Origin of the sequence: Dapis hubbardiae BLCC-M172 (assembly GCF_050016015.1) — a bacterium.
Taxonomy (GTDB): Bacteria; Cyanobacteriota; Cyanobacteriia; order Cyanobacteriales; family Microcoleaceae; genus Trichodesmium.
This window is the reverse complement of sequence record NZ_JBNHEQ010000285.1, coordinates 1-18,104: the sequence shown is the minus strand read 5'-3', so window position 1 is coordinate 18,104 and position 18,104 is coordinate 1. Positions and strand designations below refer to the sequence as shown.

15 protein-coding genes and 1 pseudogene are annotated in these 18,104 nt (G+C 34.9%); 9 read left to right on the top strand and 7 right to left on the bottom strand.

The annotated features are described in order from the left end of the window. Positions 1-148: 148 nt before the first annotated feature. Entirely contained in the window at positions 149-1,597 is a 1,449-nt protein-coding gene (locus ACP6PK_RS26485) for a tetratricopeptide repeat protein (RefSeq protein ID WP_426564091.1), read from the bottom strand. Between the two features lie 6 nt (positions 1,598-1,603). Next, on the bottom strand, positions 1,604-3,079 hold the full coding sequence (locus ACP6PK_RS26480; protein WP_426564089.1) for an ATP-binding protein: 1,476 nt from the start codon (positions 3,077-3,079) through the stop codon (positions 1,604-1,606). A gap of 156 nt (positions 3,080-3,235) precedes the next feature. Here ACP6PK_RS26480 and ACP6PK_RS26475 point away from each other — a divergent pair, with 156 nt between their 5' ends. The 6 genes from ACP6PK_RS26475 (at position 3,236) to ACP6PK_RS26450 (ending at position 7,546) form a co-directional block, all read left to right on the top strand. After that, complete coding sequence (locus ACP6PK_RS26475; RefSeq protein ID WP_426564087.1) at positions 3,236-3,451, top strand: hypothetical protein; 216 nt, start codon at positions 3,236-3,238, stop codon at positions 3,449-3,451. Positions 3,452-3,579: 128 nt separating this feature from the next. Then, entirely contained in the window at positions 3,580-4,374 is a 795-nt protein-coding gene (locus tag ACP6PK_RS26470) for a DUF4058 family protein (RefSeq protein WP_426564085.1), read from the top strand. Positions 4,375-4,571: 197 nt separating this feature from the next. After that, positions 4,572-5,177 (top strand): RdgB/HAM1 family non-canonical purine NTP pyrophosphatase, encoded by a 606-nt coding sequence (rdgB, locus tag ACP6PK_RS26465; protein ID WP_426564083.1) that lies wholly within the window; start codon positions 4,572-4,574, stop codon positions 5,175-5,177. Positions 5,178-5,355: 178 nt separating this feature from the next. Further along, positions 5,356-5,637 carry a hypothetical protein gene (locus tag ACP6PK_RS26460; RefSeq protein WP_426564081.1) on the top strand — a complete coding sequence of 94 codons (282 nt, stop codon included), beginning with the start codon at positions 5,356-5,358 and terminating at the stop codon, positions 5,635-5,637. A gap of 155 nt (positions 5,638-5,792) precedes the next feature. After that, positions 5,793-6,074 carry a hypothetical protein gene (locus ACP6PK_RS26455; protein WP_426564081.1) on the top strand — a complete coding sequence of 94 codons (282 nt, stop codon included), beginning with the start codon at positions 5,793-5,795 and terminating at the stop codon, positions 6,072-6,074. A 155-nt stretch (positions 6,075-6,229) separates the two neighbouring features. After that, the gene (locus ACP6PK_RS26450; RefSeq protein ID WP_426564079.1) at positions 6,230-7,546 is read left to right on the top strand and encodes an FGGY-family carbohydrate kinase; all 1,317 of its coding nucleotides are present in this window, start codon (positions 6,230-6,232) and stop codon (positions 7,544-7,546) included. A gap of 587 nt (positions 7,547-8,133) precedes the next feature. Here the strand turns inward: ACP6PK_RS26450 and ACP6PK_RS26445 are convergent. Then, positions 8,134-8,433 (bottom strand): hypothetical protein, encoded by a 300-nt coding sequence (locus ACP6PK_RS26445; RefSeq protein ID WP_426564077.1) that lies wholly within the window; start codon positions 8,431-8,433, stop codon positions 8,134-8,136. A gap of 359 nt (positions 8,434-8,792) precedes the next feature. Here ACP6PK_RS26445 and ACP6PK_RS26440 point away from each other — a divergent pair, with 359 nt between their 5' ends. After that, positions 8,793-9,362 (top strand): ADP-ribosyltransferase, encoded by a 570-nt coding sequence (locus tag ACP6PK_RS26440; RefSeq protein WP_426564075.1) that lies wholly within the window; start codon positions 8,793-8,795, stop codon positions 9,360-9,362. A gap of 275 nt (positions 9,363-9,637) precedes the next feature. Here ACP6PK_RS26440 and ACP6PK_RS26435 read toward each other — a convergent pair whose 3' ends face one another. Further along, the gene (locus ACP6PK_RS26435) at positions 9,638-11,356 is read right to left on the bottom strand and encodes a sensor histidine kinase (protein WP_426564073.1); all 1,719 of its coding nucleotides are present in this window, start codon (positions 11,354-11,356) and stop codon (positions 9,638-9,640) included. Positions 11,357-12,144: 788 nt separating this feature from the next. Between ACP6PK_RS26435 and ACP6PK_RS26430 the strand changes: the two genes are divergently transcribed. After that, positions 12,145-13,575 carry a TldD/PmbA family protein gene (locus tag ACP6PK_RS26430; RefSeq protein WP_426564071.1) on the top strand — a complete coding sequence of 477 codons (1,431 nt, stop codon included), beginning with the start codon at positions 12,145-12,147 and terminating at the stop codon, positions 13,573-13,575. Positions 13,576-14,384: 809 nt separating this feature from the next. On the opposite strand, the gene ACP6PK_RS26425 is transcribed toward ACP6PK_RS26430, so the two are convergent. Then, complete coding sequence (locus ACP6PK_RS26425; protein ID WP_426564069.1) at positions 14,385-14,549, bottom strand: hypothetical protein; 165 nt, start codon at positions 14,547-14,549, stop codon at positions 14,385-14,387. 269 nt (positions 14,550-14,818) lie between these two features. On the opposite strand from ACP6PK_RS26425, the gene ACP6PK_RS26420 reads away from it, so the two are divergent. Further along, positions 14,819-16,111: an APC family permease gene (locus ACP6PK_RS26420; RefSeq protein ID WP_426564067.1), complete on the top strand. Its 1,293-nt coding sequence runs from the start codon at positions 14,819-14,821 to the stop codon at positions 16,109-16,111. Positions 16,112-16,959: 848 nt separating this feature from the next. Here ACP6PK_RS26420 and ACP6PK_RS26415 read toward each other — a convergent pair. Beyond that, complete coding sequence (locus ACP6PK_RS26415) at positions 16,960-17,454, bottom strand: DUF427 domain-containing protein (RefSeq protein WP_426564107.1); 495 nt, start codon at positions 17,452-17,454, stop codon at positions 16,960-16,962. A gap of 216 nt (positions 17,455-17,670) precedes the next feature. Next, a pseudogene (locus ACP6PK_RS26410) lies at positions 17,671-17,850 on the bottom strand (DUF427 domain-containing protein); the annotation flags it as partial. Positions 17,851-18,104 lie beyond the last annotated feature (254 nt).

Below are 18,104 nucleotides of genomic sequence, written 5' to 3'. Positions count from 1 at the left end.
AATAAAAAGTCAGAAATTATTTTTGTAAGGGGAATTAGAGCAAAGTTCCAAAAACATTTCGCCTTAAAAGTCGGGGTTGGGCGACCCAATTATTTTGGTAATTATCATGGGTATAGCGGGCAAATATTGGGTCTATTTACCATTCATTTTAATAATAATTTTTGCCTACTCTACTACTCAATTTTTTCACCTCAGCGTATAAACCCCACCATAATGTAATTATGAAAAATACAATTATAGCAAAGGGAAATCCTATTAACACAAATAAGAGAAATATAGTTAGCTGAAATTTACCTCTTTGACTAAATTTTAAGAATGATTTATACCATCTTGGCAATGGTAAGGCATTTATTGTTACTCCACATTCTGCCATTATCTTCAGAGATTTTTGAGAGCTAGTAAAACCTTGTTGAAATTGACCACATCTATAATAATACTGACTCAGACCAAATAATATATGAGCTTCACCTCGGCGATCGCCTATCATTTTAGCAATATTTAAAGCCTTTTCCAAATACTCTCTTCCTTGAGTTAAATTTCCTAATTCAACTTCAATTACACCTAAATTTGTTAGAGCAGTTTCCTCTCCATTCAAATCACCCATTTCTATTGCTAACTCTAAACTTTTCTCAAGATAGGTAATAGCTTCGGGGTATGTTTTGAGAAAGCGGTAAATAATACCAATATTGCCTAAAGCAGTTTTAAAACTTTGGCTATCGCCTATTTCTTCTGCTATTTTCCGTTGTTGCTCGTAATAATTCATTGCCACATGATAATCTTGCAGAGAAAAATAAAAATTTCCAATACCTCCAAGTGCTACACATTCTTGATAAAGGTTTGTATTTTCTCTAGCAATATCTAAACCTTTTGTATGATATTTAATTGCTTTTTTATAATCACCAATAGAATCATAGATAGAACCCAAGTTTGTCAATATTGCACCTTCTCCAAGAGGGTTATTTATTGCTTTATTAATTTTCAAAGCTTGGGATAAAATATCTATAGATTTTTGATAATTTCCTATTTCTTGATCAGGAGAACTTAGATTTATTAGTATGTTTACTTCTTTTTCAGTAAGGAGATTTTTTTGAGCAATTACTAAACTTTGATTAAAGTAATTAATAGCTAGTTGATAACTACCTGTATGAAAGTGACAATTACCAAGACCATTTAAACAAATACAATCCCACTTATCATTTAATTTGCCTAAAAGTCGGTAAAAAATTTCTTTTGCTTGTTGATAGTAACCCCAAGTTATTAATAAGTCTCGTAATTTTTCATTAGTGGGGGTATTGAGAGTAATATCAATAATTGTCGTAGCTCTTTCCCAATCTTCGACTTCACACAAATGATGAAAAGCTTCTAAATAATGGCGCACTTTCTCTATATTAGGTGCATCTGCTTTTACCTTATACTCAGTCAACCACCATTCAACTGCTGAATATTGAGCAATTTCCCAAATAGATAATTCCTCTGACTCCGCTAGTTTTGAATCAATATCAAGATTAGCAAGCACTAACTCTCCAGCAACTGTAAAGTCAACATTTTCTAATTGTGACTGCATTTTCAAATCTACTTCGGCAAAATCATTTGTCATACCAAACTATCTCCTACTTTTGTATTTTTTCGAGTGAGCCGAAGCTACACTCCGAATTAAATTGTGCTGTCTGACAACTTCTTCAACATCCATATATCCAGTCTCACCTATTTCGACTAAATATCGGTCAAACAATACATCCATCATATCTTGCAAATATTCTCCCCCGTACTTCAATCCCTTATTCCATGCTTCCTGTGGTACTCCACGGCGATACACCGCTCCAAAACAAAGCAACTTGTAAGCATCAGGAAAATCATCCAGCAACCTTTGAAATGTCATTTCAATTCGTTTTTCTACTAACTGTCGCAAGTCTTTAGTATATCGTTGCAGTCTGAAATTATCCTTTTCTGACTCAATCTTTTCTTGCTGCTGTGCTTTCTCAATTTTTTTGATTTCGTGCCCCCACTTTTCCCAATAAGCAACCACATCACCAAAAAAAGGCTCGTTCATAATTTCTCCAGCAATAACTAGCAACGCTAAAGGATGACCCTCATACGCAGCACCTATTCGTTTTAAATATGGTTGATTTGGCGATACCGCTTCAACCTCTATTCCCGTCTTTTCAAATAACCCCAACTGCTCAAACTCTTCTAAACCTTCCAATAAATGACAACACCAACGTTCTGCATAACCCCACTCTTGCGACTGAGTAGGAAAATGTTGTGAAGTAACAATTATTCGACTTTGACATTCTGGTGCTGCCAATAATTTCTGAAAAAATTTAACCCAAAGTTCTCCTTGATATTCATCTCGAAAATTATTCCAACCTGTATCTTTGTTTCCCTCCAATAAAATTTCTAGAGATTCAATTTGTAATAAATAACAGTTATTTACCAATTTATATAACAAACGGTTGAGCAAAATTTCTGGTTGTTTGCGTTCATCTGTAGTCACTTTTTCATGCCACTTAATTAATAAGTCAGCAGCAACGCTAGTAAAATCTTTTGTCGTATCATCATTTTCAAAATCCAGAGGTTTGCTGCGTTGAAAACCTTCTATTTCTAAAACCTTTACTAACTGATATCCCAGAGAAGTTTTACCAATACCAGTAATTCCAGTTAGCACTAATAATCGACAATTTTCTTTTAATTTGGCAGTTAATTGATTAATCAATTGTTCTCTACCAACCCAAAAATATTCAATAAATCTTGCTCTTTCTTGCCTTTTTTGAAGTTGATTATTACTGGTAGGATCTACAATATCTTCCCAGTCTAATTCTAAAGCTTGACAAAAAGCTTTAAAAGCTTCATTACCAATAGATATTCCCTTCAGAAAACGCTGCCAATTTTGATTTGAACAACCTTGAGCATAAATTATTTCTCCTTGATATTCCCTAGGCCATTTTTGCTCATTAGGTTCCAAAATCTTACTTGCTTCAATTAGTGGCGCATCCTTCGTAGAAGCATCCCATTGCCAGTCTTTTTCTTGCATAGCTTGACGAATTTTCTGGACTCCCTGTCGGTCAGCTTTGAATCCCATTTTTTATTACCTTACGAATAAATATTTGTCAAGGATCGTATTTTAGTGCAATTTTTTGCAAAAAGCTAATTTCAAACAAAATAGTGACTCTAGAGAAATCTTTATAGATTCAGGATGATTGATTTTAGAAAGTCAATCTAATATAAATCACAAAAAATGAACAACTTCTATGTAAGTCCTGAACATCAAATTATTGTTGACGAACTAATAGAAACTCAAAGACATTATGGCTATCAAAAGGGATGGATTTATTACAGTCTTTTAGAAGATAAACGCTCTAAATATTTCACATTAGGAGACTGCTTAAAAATTGCATCTAAACTCGGATATCAACCTGGATGGGGTTGGCATTTCTGGCGAGAAGTTCAATGATTATAAATTGATGGCAAAATCTGAGGGTAGGTATTATTCCTGCCCAGAAAATTTTGTTAAAATACAGTTAAAAACAGAATAATTTTGATACTTGCTATAATTAATCAAAGCCAAAGGAGAAAAAAATTATGCCATCCCCATTTCCTGGTATGGACCCATATTTAGAACATCCCGATTTATGGCCGGGATTACATCATCGACTTATTGTCAGGATAGCTGACTTATTATCTCCCCAACTACGTCCGAAATATTTTGTTTCTGTGGAAGTCAGAATGTATGAAGAAAAGGATGCCAAATCTTTACTTGTAGGTCTTCCAGATGTTTCTGTGCTGTCGAAAAAAAGCCAAACTAACAAATCAAATTCTACAGAATCTCAGGTTACAGCAACAGCAACTTCCACAAAACCTATAACAGTAACTCTGCCAATACCTATAACTATTCGCCAAGGATATTTGGAAATTCAAGAAGTAGCAACTAAGGAAGTTGTAACTACCATAGAAATCTTATCTCCTTCTAATAAAAGAAGTGGAAAAGGTAGAGAAATGTATCTAGAAAAACGAGAAAAAATTTTAGATAGTCTGACTAATTTTATCGAAATAGATTTATTGCGTCGCGGTCAACGAATGCCTATTTTAGATCATGAAAATAAAAATCATTATCAGATTTTAGTGAGTCGCGAAAAACAACGACCAAGAGCAGATTTATATGCCTTTAATATCCAAAATAAAATCCCGGAATTTCCTTTACCATTACGCCCAGAAGATACAGAGCCAATTATAGATTTACAAGCTTTATTAAATAATATTTATGATGTTGGCAGTTACGATTTAAAAATAGATTATACTCAAAAACCAGTACCAGAATTATTGGAAAATGATGCAACTTGGGCAGATACTTGGTTGCGACAAGAAGGAATAAGATAATACCGTTTCACGGAGGTCAAAATTTAAAATTTAAAATTCAAAAGTTTCGTATTATAATTAATCTACAGAGCTAGTAATTGTTTAAATGGAATTTAGGATTAAGTATCTTTACTAACTGGATTTGGTATTATAGCAATCAGGAATGATTTATGAAATATTCCTGACTCCTGACACCTAATAAATATTGATATAGAAAAATGGAAAATATTACTCTCAAACAAACAACTCCTAAATTGCTAGTTGTCGCTACTGGTAATCCTGGAAAAGTTCAAGAAATGCAAGAATATCTATCAGATTTGAATTTAAAATTACAATTAAAACCTAAAGATTTAGAAATTGAAGAAACTGGAGAAACTTTTCTGGAAAATGCTCGCCTCAAAGCAACTGAAGTGGCAAAAGCTACTGGGGAATGGGCGATCGCTGATGATTCAGGATTAGCAGTGGATGCTTTGGATGGTAGACCGGGAATTTATTCTGCTCGTTATGCTCCTACTGTTGCGGAACAAATAGAGCGAGTCTTGACAGAATTGGGAGATAATTCTAATCGTCAAGCACAGTTTGTTTGCGCTCTAGTTATTGCTAGACCTGATGGTACAGTTGCCTTAGAAACAGAGGGAATTTGCCGTGGAGAAATTTTATATACTTCCCGTGGAAATGGTGGGTTTGGTTACGACCCTATTTTTTATTTTCCTTCCCAAGAAAAGACCTTTGCTGAAATGTCTGGGGAAATGAAGCTCTCTCTCTCCCATCGTGGTGAAGCTTTTAAAATATTATTGCCTCAGATGAAAGAGATGTTTGCCTAGTTTTGTATATTGGCAAAAACTACAAGTTTGGTAGGGGTTTGGTAACCAAACCCCTACGATATTGACCTGAAAAAAACTGATAACTGAAATGATTTCAACCTAACCTAACTAAAAACTAAGACGTTATAGTTTTTGGATATATTAGCCTATTTTATATAATAACAGATATTTACTCAAAATGAACTTATCCTTAGGACTTGATTTTGGTACTTCGGGAGCGCGTGCTGTAGTTATTGACTCTAACCTTCAGGTTAAAGCACAAACGCAGTACGCTTGGGAAAATTCTGAGTCAAATAAATTACCTCATGTTTGGCAAAAAGCTTTATTTAGTCTCCTGAACAATATTCCTGAAAACATACGACAGCAAATTCAGGCGATCGCTATTGATGGTACTTCGGCAACTGTACTATTGTGCAATAGTTATGGTAAACCTCTGAGTGAAGCGTTCCTGTTACAATGACAGAGTTAGATGTAGGTTGGGTTGAGGCAACGAAACCCAACACTATATTGATTTGTTGGGTTTGACTCCGTTCTACCCAACAAAGCTAAAAACTATAACGTTATAGTTTTAGCATATATTAACCTATTTTACATAATAACAGATATTTACTCAAAATGAACTTATCCTTAGGACTTGATTTTGGTACTTCGGGAGCGCGTGCTGTAGTTATTGACTCTAACCTTCAGGTTAAAGCACAAACGCAGTACGCTTGGGAAAATTCTGAGTCAAATAAATTACCTCATGTTTGGCAAAAAGCTTTATTTAGTCTCCTGAACAATATTCCTGAAAACATACGACAGCAAATTCAGGCGATCGCTATTGATGGTACTTCGGCAACTGTACTATTGTGCAATAGTTATGGTAAACCTCTGAGTGAAGCGTTCCTGTTACAATGACAGAGTTAGATGTAGGTTGGGTTGAGGCAACGAAACCCAACACTATATTGATTTGTTGGGTTTGACTCCGTTCTACCCAACAAAGCTAAAAACTATAACGTTATAGTTTTAGCATATATTAACCTATTTTACATAATAACAGATATTTACTCAAAATGAACTTATCCTTAGGACTTGATTTTGGTACTTCGGGAGCGCGTGCTGTAGTTATTGACTCTAACCTTCAGGTTAAAGCACAAACGCAGTACGCTTGGGAAAATTCTGAGTCAAATAAATTACCTCATGTTTGGCAAAAAGCTTTATTTAGTCTCCTGAACAATATTCCTGAAAACATACGACAGCAAATTCAGGCGATCGCTATTGATGGTACTTCGGCAACTGTACTATTGTGCAATAGTTATGGTAAACCTGTGACTGAAGCACTTCTTTACAATGACAGTAGAGGAGTGGCAATGATGGATAAGTTGAAAAGTATTGCTCCAGATAATCATCCTGTTATTAGTGCGACTTCTAGTTTCGCAAAATTGTTATGGTTGCTTGAAAATATTTCTCTGTCAAACCAAACTTATTATTTTTTGCATCAAGCAGACTGGTTAGGATTTTTGCTTCATGGAAAACTGGGAGTAAGTGACTATAATAATGTTTTGAAACTGGGTTATGATGTGGGCGACTTATCTTATCGAGACTGGTTGACTAATTTTGTTAATTCTGAAGTTGGCAAAAGTATCCAGTTACCAGAAGTAGTTACCCCAGGTGCGACTGTCGGAAATGTGACAACAGAAGTTGTAAATAATTTTGGTTTGTCTCCTGAATGTGTTGTTTGTGGCGGTACAACAGATAGTATTGCTGCTTTTATTGCTAGTGGTGCTAATACTCCGGGAGAAGCAGTAACTTCTTTGGGTTCGACGCTAGTGTTAAAACTTTTGAGTCGTACTAGAGTTGATGATGCTAAATATGGTATTTATAGTCATCGTCTCGGAGATTTGTGGTTAGTCGGTGGTGCTTCTAATACTGGGGGTGCTGTTTTACGACATTTTTTTACTGATAATGAGTTGGAAAGTTTGAGTAAACAAATAGATCCTAATATTAAAAGTGGGTTAGATTATTATCCTTTGTTGGAAAAAGGCGATCGCTTTCCTATTAACGATCCAGAATTATTACCAAGATTAACCCCTAGACCAGAAAATCCTGTAGTTTTTCTTCATGGTTTACTTGAAAGTATTGCTAGAATTGAATTGCGGGGTTATGAACTGTTGCAAGCATTAAGCGCAGCTACCCTCACCAAGGTCTATACTGCTGGAGGCGGTGCCAAAAATCCTACTTTTACAGAAATTCGGGCACGGTATTTAGGAGTACCTACGATGAAAGCTGTTTTTACAGATGCAGCTTATGGTAGTGCTATTTTGGCAAAAAGAGGGAATAGGGAATTAGGGTTTGCTGAAAAAAGCAGAGTTTCAATAATTGATAATTGATAATGGATAATTGATAATTACCTCTCCCTAAAACGGATTGGATTGAATAAAAGGAAAATAAATTCATTGTTTCTCTTGATCTAGTTGGCTTTAAAGCTTAATTATTCGGTAATGGTTTGATATTTAATCAGCAAGACTTAATTAATGTTAAAAAAGGATGCTACAGAAAAGTACATCTTGATAAAATTTGTTGAAAAATAACTGCTCCAATTGATTTTAGATTAGATAACTATCTCTATCATTTATCCATTTTTTTTAAATTTACTCCTTCTTTCTTCTTCCTTCTTTTCTAGAAAAGAGGAAATAGAAAACAAAAATTTGTAGTAATAATCTAGACATAGTTTACAGAATTATGCTCATTCCATATTAAGGGTGGGTTATACCATTTCTCAAAAACTTTATCTATTTCAGAGTAGGGGAGTAGGGGAGTGTAGGGACGTTTTGCTGCGCAACATGGAAAGCGGAGCATTCCGGAACGGAAAACGCATTTTTGCCTGTGCAACGTCCGTACCGGAGAAGCAAAAATAAGAATAATTAACATTAAAAAGTGCTAAAATTAGCAAAAAAATGATTCTGCGCCCTGCTGATTAGTTAATAACTGAAGTATCGCCCAAGTATAGCAATAATGCATGGGAGTTGGTATTAACCAATTCTATTTTAGCATTTTTGAATCCTAAATTAATACGAACATCATAATTACGTCGTTCAACTTGACTAGGTTCGTATTCTCCTCTTAAAACAAGTTCTCCATCCCAACTATATACTTCCACAAATCTCAAACTAGATTCTCGATATTCAGCTACTATCCACCAACCACTTCTGCCTGTTTTAAGAAGTTCCAATAAATTGTCGCGAGTTCTAACTCTAATAGTTGTACCTTGATTCATGGGATTAATAGACAAGTAAATTTTTAGGAAAATTTTATTTTGATAATAAGATAGTCAAGGTATTTTTTAGGAGTATGTACTTTAGTAGATTCAAACTTAAATTGCTAACTAAAACATAGTATCTACCTATTATTTATTAATAATTAAATTAAGATTAACAGTGTATCAGCAATACTACTTAGTAATTTATACTCACAAAATTTTGATAAAGAATTGTTGAGAAATTGTTGTTTATCTTAATAGGGATCAATATGAAAAGCCCAGCTTATGATCTATATCACAAAAATTATCGGAATAGATCTATTACTTTATGAGTAATTTTAAGAGATAATAATAAGTATCGGGTTGAGATTAATTTTATGAACAATGTTGTACTCGGCCTAAACAACAAACTTGTTGCTCAGGTCGCTGAATTAAGTGGAATGAGTTCTGTTGAAGCCGCAGAATCATTAGCAGCGCTAGAAAGATTTACTACTGCAGATTTCCGGAAAATGAGACGGGCAGATAGAGAAGGAAAAAACGAAGGCAACGTTAAAAAGCTTAACAATTTTATGCACAAAATGCCCCCTTATGATGGTGATATTTATCGGGGTATGTCTTTTAGTGAAAAATCAATAAAATCTTTTATTCAACAATTAAAACCCCATGGAGATTATACTTTAGATTCGGTCACCAGTTTTACTTCCGATCCAAAAGTTGCTGAAACTTATTCTGGTCATTGTTACCCAGTAGTAATTCGGGTAAAACATAATCATTCAGGAATTCCTATCAGTGATTTCTCGGCAATGTATAGTGAAAGAGAGGTATTAGTTCCTAAAGGTACTAAATATGAGGTAACTCATGTACCCAAGGAAGTTAAATTAGGAGAAGTAAATTATATTGACCTAGAAGAAATTTCCATCGAAGGGGATGATTTTGAGCATAATTAATTAATTAATTAATGAGCATAATTAATTAACTTGAAAATACGAAGTATAAATTATACCAATTTTAAAAGAGTACAAAAGGTAATAGGAAATCGGAAAAAATCTACCCTGACTTTTGATTTTCCCGATTTTCTGTTTCTGATGCGAATCAAGCTTTGGGTCTTCAAGGCTCAAAAATTGCTTTCATTAATGAATAATTGATAATTACCTCTTATTTTACTTTAGGATTTTTCCCAAAATCATATCACCTATAACCTTAATAAATTATTGTTAATAAATTATTGAACTGGCAAGAAAATAGTCATTATTTCTCCTTTAGTTGGTCGATGTCGAACTACTAACTTTCCTCCTATTGCTTGAAACAAATTTTTAGTCACTTTTAAATTCAAACTAAGACTACCTGTTTCTGGTTGAAACATTAATAAATGACCAATAGATTTAAAAGGTGTTTTTGTGGAACTGGTGAAAGGTGAATGACTTTTTCCACCTACATCAGAATCAGATTTAAGTTGTAATTTTAGTTGATTTCCAGCTAACATTACCTCCACCTGCATAAGACTACCTGAAGGTAAATTTCGGGAAAAATTTTCAACCAAATTTCCTAATACTTGGTCTAGCATAGTTGGGTCACTCACAACGGTTGGCATTTTTGGAGGTAAAATAACTTTCAAAGTATGATTTCTTTGATTTGCCTTTTGTTGCCAACGAGGTATGCTTTTTTGAAAGACTTCAGCTAGAGGAATAGTTGTTAATTGTAGGTATGGATATGGTTGCTTAAAAGATTGCTGAGTTTCTAATTCTACTGCTCTAAAAATCAGATTAAACCGTTCTATTTGAGAAGTACATTCAGCATCAATCATTTGTAAACGCTTTTTGATTACTTCCTGATTTAGATTAGGACGTTTTAATAAAAGGCGAGTTAAAGTCTGAATTGTTGCTAAAGGAGTTTTGACTTCGTGGGCGATAGCTTGTAACAATTCCACATCTGGAGATTTAAGATTTTCAATGGTAGATTTTAGTGATGTAGTAGTTTCTTGATTTTCTCTATTTTTGCTAGGAATATTAATTTCTAATGATTCATTATTTTTACTATCTACATTTGGTACATTATCTAATAATAAACGACTAAATTCCATGACTATTTTGTAGTCAGGAGCAATAGGAGGAAACTGCTCAAACAGACGGTCTAAAATAGATAATCGCTGATAAGATTGGGAAATATTTTTTTGCTGTTTATCAATATTTATAGCCTGCAAATATGTTGGTAATACGATTCGTTTGCGCAAGACAATCCATGCTTTTTTGACTATTTCTGGGTCAAAAGAAAATAGAAAAGCTGGTGTATTATCTATTTTTTTTCCTAATAGCATAATCAAACTAAATTCAGCAGTTAAAACTAAACAAAACTGCTCATTTGTTATTGGGTCTTTAGTCGATAAAGGTAATATTGGTATAGTAGTCGGTAAGGAATTAATACTATCTGCTGCTGGTAATAGAGGTAAACTTTGCCGTCTCAAGATTGATAACCAGTCTAAACTTTCTGGTATTTCACTGGTAAATATTGATGTAGAAAAACTCTGAGTTAAAGTAGGATTTGTTAAGACAGGAGTAGGGCTAGATAATACTAATCCATGATCTGATTTAACATGAGAAAATAAGGAATTAGAACTAGGGCATTTTGAGCTGCTTTGAGATTCCCAATTTCCGAGTAAAGAACTAGGATTTTTGATTCCTTTTTCTTTGTCAGTTTTCGTCATCTCTTGATTTTTTAAATCTTGATAATCTGAGATTTTTACTGACTTTTCTAGCAGTTGATTAATAGAAGCAATGGCACTATACCATTCCTTTTGAGCTTTTAAATATAAATGTTTATTTTTCTCTGTTATAGAAGGAGGTGGATTTTCCCTTGCCAGTTCCATTTTTGTTGCAGAAAAATGATTATTTGAACTTTCTAGGGCAAAAATGTCACTTAAAGTTGGTAATACATAGTTTTCCATTTGTTTTACTAAAATAAATGAATAAATAATTTTAGTTGATTAACTACTAATAAATTCAGACTTCTACAAAAGCTTTAATGTTCTATGATTAGTTCTTTTTATAGAAGTAGACCTGACTTAATACTTAGGGTATCGGCATTCATACATTATTTATGTTGGTATAACCGAACTAAATCACCGCAATCTCCGCTAGTATAGAATAGGGAGTAATGATTAGGGAGCAGGGAGTAGAATCAACTGTCAAATTTAATTTGATCGTCAGGCAACTAGGAGTAACAGGTAATACCAATTCCCCAAAATAATCTAAGAGCTTACTCAATACTTCAGTTATTAACTAAGAAGTAAGCTTCAATAATGTTTATTAAGGATTATATAGCAATTCCCAAGAAGCGTGAGGTACAAAATTCGTTTGTTTTAGGGAATAGGGAATAGGGAATAGGGAATCAGGAATCAGGAATAGAAAAGAAATTAAAGAGCCTGTGTACCTCATAAGCTTGAGAAACGCTATAGAAGATATATTATTCTTAATAACCCTATTCTCTACTTTCAAGAAGATGTAGCCAAGCTTTGAGAAATGATATAACAGGGAATAAAAATAGAACTGTACTTTATGTTGCTCCAGAAATTATATATATTTGTACTAGCTGGGGTGAATTCAAATTAAGTTAACAAAAAATATTCCAGCTCCTGTACCCGAATTTAACTTATCATAATCTACACTTTAGCAATACCTAAAAATCTCTAAAATTATTGATTTATACTAATGCTAGTTAACAGTAAAAATATAAATGCCCATATCACTAACCGAACCAAAAAATCTATTATCTGACCTGCTCGCTGATTATAGTTCTCAAGTAGATTATCTGGCCATTCGCCTAGAAGAATCCCAAGGAACAGATATTCTCTTGCGAGGCCACAAAATAGAAACCTTGAGTGAAGGTATTTCCATTGGTGGTCAAGTCCGAGCTTGCTATAAAGGAGCTTGGGGTTTTGCCAGTTTTAATCAAATATCTACCTTAAAAGACAGAATAGAAGAGGCGATCGCTGCGGCTAAACTTATTGGAGAAGAAGAAACTATTTTAGCTCCTATACCTATTATTCAAGCAACTCATATAGTCTCCCTTACAGGTAAAGACCCTCGTCAAATATCTTTAGCCAATAAAAAAGAACTCTGCGAACATTATGGCCAAGTTCTACGGAGTGTCGATCCTCGAATTGCCACTGTATCTGTTCGTTATGGGGATAGTACCCAAAAAATCATTCTAGCTACTTCCGAAGGAACCATGCTAGAACAATCTTGGACAGATATGGAAATGCGTTTTGCTGCTACTGCCAGGAATGGGGAAACCGTACAAACTGGTAGGGAAACTACGGGTTCTCGTAAAGCCTATGAAGATTTAACTAATCTGGACAATCAAGTTCGGAGCGCTGCTGAGAGAGCTGTTAATTCTCTAGCTTTACCGATCGTTCAAGGTAATACTTATACAGTAGTTATTGACCCTATTCTTACAGGTCTATTTGTTCACGAAGCTTTTGGTCATCTTTCAGAAGCAGATATGGCATACGAAAATCCCGATCTATTAGAAGTTATGACTATTGGTCGGAGATTTGGTCCTGAGAACTTACAAATATTTGATGGTGCGATGGTGCCACCGATGCTAAATGGAGAAGAGGGAGAAGTACATCGAGGTAGTTATATTTATGATGATGAAGGTACTTTAGCAACTACTACTCAGTTGATTCAAGATGGAGTTTTGGTCGGACGTTTGCACTCGCGAGAAACTGCTGGAAAATTAGGGGAGAAACCTACAGGTAATGCACGTTGTCTTGACTATCATTATCCACCTCTAGTCAGAATGACTAATACTTGGATAGCACCAGGAAATACTCCTGTTTCAGATTTATTTACTGATATTAAGGAGGGAGTTTATGCTCGGAACTGGTTGGGTGGAATGACTAATGGGGAAATGTTTACTTTTAGTGCTGGTGAAGCTTGGATGATTAGAAATGGTGAGTTAGCTGAACCTGTGCGAGATGTGACTCTTTCGGGAAATGTGTTTAATACTTTGGCAGATATTGAAGCGATCGCCGATGATTTTTATTGGGATGAGTCTGGTGGTTGTGGCAAAGGTGGGCAAAATGGTTTACCTGTTGGTTGTGGCGGACCAAGTTTGCGTATTAGGAATGTTGTTGTTGGTGGAGATGCTTCAGAAGTCTGAAGTTAGAAGTCAGAACTCAGAAGTTATATCATGTCCGGTAGTATCGGTATAATTCATACCTCGTAGGGGTTTGGTCTCCAAACCCCCTAACCAATTTGAACTCAGAAGTTGGCAAAATTGTAGTGGACTGACACAGCTAAAATGGTGCCCTGCATCATTGGGGGGCGGGTTTATCTAACTTTAGGTGAAAGCTCGCGTTAATTTAACGGGGAAACCTGCCCCTACTATTGCACTATTTATAGCAGTTTTCATTAATATAGAGTACTAGACTGACACAGCTAAAACTGTGCAATAGATTTTTTGTTTCTAGGTGTCTTTTTCTCCCCACCCGGACCACACTTCCCACCCGGACCACACCCCACATCTAACGCACTATTTAAGGTGTGTCGGTCCAGTACAGAGATTTGGGTTTAAAGGAAGAAGTAAGAAGGAAGAAGGAAGAAGTAATGCAAGTCATGAAGTGAAAACCGCTATAAGGTGTGTCAGTCTACTACTGGACTGAAGTTATATTATTCAGGACTTATAGCAAATTCAAAAAAGGCAGTTACATCTTAATTTGTGATTTATTCCTACAATAAAAAATTGTAAATTCCATAAATTGTAAAAATAAAACCTTTTTTACTCTTTTTTTATTATGTTGTTCTTTCCCTGTTCCCTCCATACCTGTTCCCTGTTCCCTATGTTGTGACTGTAGCAATATTTTATGAAATTGGTATTACGCACGCGCAACCAAGAAACCGGGTTTATTGCCCCGATCTTGCTGTTCAAAGCGCGAAATTTTGTTCATAAACCCGGTTTATGAAGTAATTTCAGTTATCAGTCAGAAGTTGACAGTGGTTCCCGTTGTGATGAGGTAAAGCTATAATATCTTGTAGGGGTTTGGTCTCCAAACCCTTAACCTGCAAACCCCTAATACCATTTCTCAAAAACTTTTCTACATTTTGATTAAAGTAGGGGAGGTAGGGACGTTGCATAAGGGCGTCCCTACAAACAAGAATAATTAATGCACTCATAGTGCTCAAACTAACAAAAAAGTAATTACCTTAGTTTAATTACTTAATAACTGAAGTGTTATTCAAGGTCTTGCGTTACTTTTAGGAATTGGTATAACCAAAGTTAAAATCAGAAGTTAAATTCTTGCTTTGAGGTTCGATATAAGATATGTTTACTTAGAGCAGTTTTGATTGACATGAAAACTCTGTTCCCTGTTCCCTGTTCCCTGTTCCCTAGCGCTATAACTGAAATGACAGCTCAACTAAAACGAGAAATTGGCGTATTCGGCGCTACCCTTATGGGTTTAGGTTCAATTGTCGGTACTGGAGTATTCGTCAGCATTGGTATTGCTGCTGGTATTTCAGGCCCATCGGTAATTATTGCTGTAGCGATAGGTGCTGTTGTTGCTACCTGCAATGCTTTTAATAGTGCCCAGTTAGCAGCAAGTCATCCTGTAAGTGGCGGTACTTACGAATATGGTTACAAATATTTGAATCATTGGTTAGGTTTCATTGCTGGATGGATGTTTCTTTTAGCTAAAAGTGCTTCTGCTGCTACTGCTGCTTTAGGTTTTGCTGGTTATTTGCTTAATGCTTTTGGGATAAATAATCAAATTTGGTTGGTATTGACTGCTTTAACTGCTGTGGTTGTATTAACTATTGTTGTGTTAACTGGTATTCGTCGTTCTAATATCGCTAATATTATTATTGTTTCGATTACTTTATTTTCTCTAGCTGTATTTATTTTCGTAGGAGTACCTCAAGTTATCTTGTCTGGAGGGGAAAATTTAACGCCTTTTTTTCCTGGGGATAAACCTATACCATCTTTATTACAAGCTGCTGCTTTAATGTTTGTCGCGTATACTGGTTATGGACGTATTGCAACTTTAGGCGAGGAAGTTAAGGAACCACGACGTACTATTCCCAGAGCGATCGCCTTAACGATGCTTGTCACTTGTTTGTTATATATCTCTATCTCTGTAGTTACTGTAGTAGTTGGTAAAGAAGTGATAGATAAATTATCTCAAGGAAATGTAAGTTTAGCTGCACCTTTAGAAGTTATTGCTAAATCAGGTTTAGGTGTTCCTGTAATTCCGAAATTAATTGCTGTTGGTGCTATTACGGCAATGTTGGGAGTGCTGTTAAATCTGATTTTGGGTTTGTCGCGAGTTTTGTTGGCAATGGGAAGACGACGAGATGTACCTAGAATTTTTGCTAGGTTAAATAGTGGGGAAACTACACCTTATGTTGCGGTGGTAGTAGTGGGAGTAGCGATCGCTTTTTTAGTTTTAATTGGAGATGTGAAAACTACTTGGTCTTTTAGTGCTTTTAATGTTTTAATTTATTATGCTATTACTAATTTTGCTGCTCTCCAACTTTCTCCAGAAGAAAGACTTTATCCTAAGTGGTTAGGTTGGGTAGGTTTAGCTTCTTGTTTGTTTCTAGCTTTTTGGGTAGAACAGCAAATTTGGTTAGTAGGTTTAGGGTTAATTATTGTTGGTTTAATTTGGCATAGTTTGATTCATAGATTGATTACTGATTAGATTCACAATTTTTCCCTTATCTTTATCTGCACTTATATAAACTATAAGTAGGGTTTGCTGAATAAAATATGCGTGGTAAGGGTAGGAGTCAGGAGTCGTAGGGGCGTTTGCGGAGCATTCCGGAACGGAAATGGCCATGTGCTAACGCAAAGCTCCGCTTTATATGTCGCTCCGCGTTTTTCATGTCGGCTCAAGCGCCGAAACGGAGTTGTGCGATAGCAAAACGCCCGTACAGGAGTCAGGAGAAATGGGAATTATAAAGGAGGTAGTCGGAAAAATTGTCCCTCAATTTTTCTGCCATGATCATCCCAAAATACTAGCTTTATGCAGCTCTTTCCACCGAAAAGCTTGCACTTTTTTCGACCTAAAAAGCCTAAAGCCTTTATATGTCAATACTTTTATAATTAATCAGCAAACCCTAAGTAGACTAACACAGGCAAAATGTGCCAGTAGTAGGGGCGGGTTCTAGGTTAAATTAACAAGTTTAACCATCAAATAAAATAAACCCGCCCCAAATATATTGTTTAAGAATTTGACTGATAAATTTGTCTTAACTAATCGATAGTTTCCACAGTTTTTAGAGAGGCAATAATTGTTTCTAAAACCCGAACATTTTCTATAGTATTAATCTCAGAAAATATCTCTTTCCCTGACTCCCCAAATCTCTATTCTAATCGGATTTCTATTCCAGAAAGTATTCCTCTTTGTTCACCAATTTCAATTCCCTCTGGCAATATTTGTTGATACCAAGGATATTGTTGGTATACTGCCATATCTCACCTAATTATTTCTTGTATTATGGGGATTAATTATTCATTATCAATTATCCATTATCAATTATCGATTATTTACCACCATCTTGTTGCTGGTTCACCTTTAAATGGTCCGACAATATCAGAAGTAATCCATCCCCCATAAAAATCTCCTGCTTGAGCTTTCACTAACTCATCATTAACATAACAAGCATCCATCAAACTAGCATAAAAACTATAATATCCTTCCATAGAAATAAAACTAGAAGTAGGATTCAAATATCGCCACACAGCATTACTTACATATTTGTCACCAACCGACACATCATAATAGGAAGCTGAACCTTTCCACTCACAGAAAGTTTTCCTGGGATTTTCGATTAAATAATCTATTTTAACATCTTCTGGTGGAATGTAATAACAAGGAGGGTGACTTGTTTCTAAGACTCTTTTGGCTTGATTTGTTTCTGCCAAAACTATGTTATTAAAAATAACCTTCAAATGTTTATCTGTGTCTTGTAAAATAGCTGGACGTGGATAATCCCAGACTGATTCTTGACCGGGTTTGGGTGGAATTGGATTTGGTGTCATTGTCATTTCAGTTATCAGTTATCAATTATCAATTATCAGTATAATCAAAATTTCAGACTTTGCCACAAACATTGCTTGAATTTGTATTTATTAGTAACTAGAGAATTAAAAATAGAGTAAAATAATGATAATTTTCTCTCTCTTTATCTATTTTAACTTTGGTTTAGTATTGGTAGATTTAAGAGTATCTTGGATCTGTATTTACCACCTCTTATGAATTATATAAAAAGGAGGGTGGCTTGTTTCTAAGACTCTTTTTGCTTGATTTGTTTCTGCCAAAACTATGTTATTAAAAATAACCTTCAAATGTTTATCTGTGTCTTGTAAAATAGCTGGACGTGGATAATCCCAGACTGATTCTTGACCGGGTTTGGGTGGAATTGGATTTGGTGTCATTGTCATTTCAGTTATCAGTTATCAATTATCAATTATCAGTATAATCAAAATTTCAGACTTTGCCACAAACATTGCTTGAATTTGTATTTATTAGTAACTAGAGAATTAAAAATAGAGTAAAATAATGATAATTTTCTCTCTCTTTATCTATTTTAAGTTTGGTTTAGTATTGGGAGATTTAAGAGTAGCTTGGGTCTGTATTTACCGAATTATTAATTATTAATTGTTAATTAAATAATTGTGGTTTAAAGCCT

Bases quoted from the DNA above. Each gene is read 5' to 3' on its own strand.
- ACP6PK_RS26485 (WP_426564091.1), bottom strand. From the start codon at position 1,597: ATGACAAATGATTTTGCCGAAGTAGATTTGAAAATGCAGTCACAATTA.
- ACP6PK_RS26480 (WP_426564089.1), bottom strand. From the start codon at position 3,079: ATGGGATTCAAAGCTGACCGACAGGGAGTCCAGAAAATTCGTCAAGCT.
- ACP6PK_RS26475 (WP_426564087.1), top strand. From the start codon at position 3,236: ATGAACAACTTCTATGTAAGTCCTGAACATCAAATTATTGTTGACGAA.
- ACP6PK_RS26470 (WP_426564085.1), top strand. From the start codon at position 3,580: ATGCCATCCCCATTTCCTGGTATGGACCCATATTTAGAACATCCCGAT.
- rdgB (WP_426564083.1), top strand. From the start codon at position 4,572: ATGGAAAATATTACTCTCAAACAAACAACTCCTAAATTGCTAGTTGTC.
- ACP6PK_RS26460 (WP_426564081.1), top strand. From the start codon at position 5,356: ATGAACTTATCCTTAGGACTTGATTTTGGTACTTCGGGAGCGCGTGCT.
- ACP6PK_RS26455 (WP_426564081.1), top strand. From the start codon at position 5,793: ATGAACTTATCCTTAGGACTTGATTTTGGTACTTCGGGAGCGCGTGCT.
- ACP6PK_RS26450 (WP_426564079.1), top strand. From the start codon at position 6,230: ATGAACTTATCCTTAGGACTTGATTTTGGTACTTCGGGAGCGCGTGCT.
- ACP6PK_RS26445 (WP_426564077.1), bottom strand. From the start codon at position 8,433: ATGAATCAAGGTACAACTATTAGAGTTAGAACTCGCGACAATTTATTG.
- ACP6PK_RS26440 (WP_426564075.1), top strand. From the start codon at position 8,793: ATGAACAATGTTGTACTCGGCCTAAACAACAAACTTGTTGCTCAGGTC.
- ACP6PK_RS26435 (WP_426564073.1), bottom strand. From the start codon at position 11,356: ATGGAAAACTATGTATTACCAACTTTAAGTGACATTTTTGCCCTAGAA.
- ACP6PK_RS26430 (WP_426564071.1), top strand. From the start codon at position 12,145: ATGCCCATATCACTAACCGAACCAAAAAATCTATTATCTGACCTGCTC.
- ACP6PK_RS26425 (WP_426564069.1), bottom strand. From the start codon at position 14,549: ATGCAACGTCCCTACCTCCCCTACTTTAATCAAAATGTAGAAAAGTTT.
- ACP6PK_RS26420 (WP_426564067.1), top strand. From the start codon at position 14,819: ATGACAGCTCAACTAAAACGAGAAATTGGCGTATTCGGCGCTACCCTT.
- ACP6PK_RS26415 (WP_426564107.1), bottom strand. From the start codon at position 17,454: ATGACACCAAATCCAATTCCACCCAAACCCGGTCAAGAATCAGTCTGG.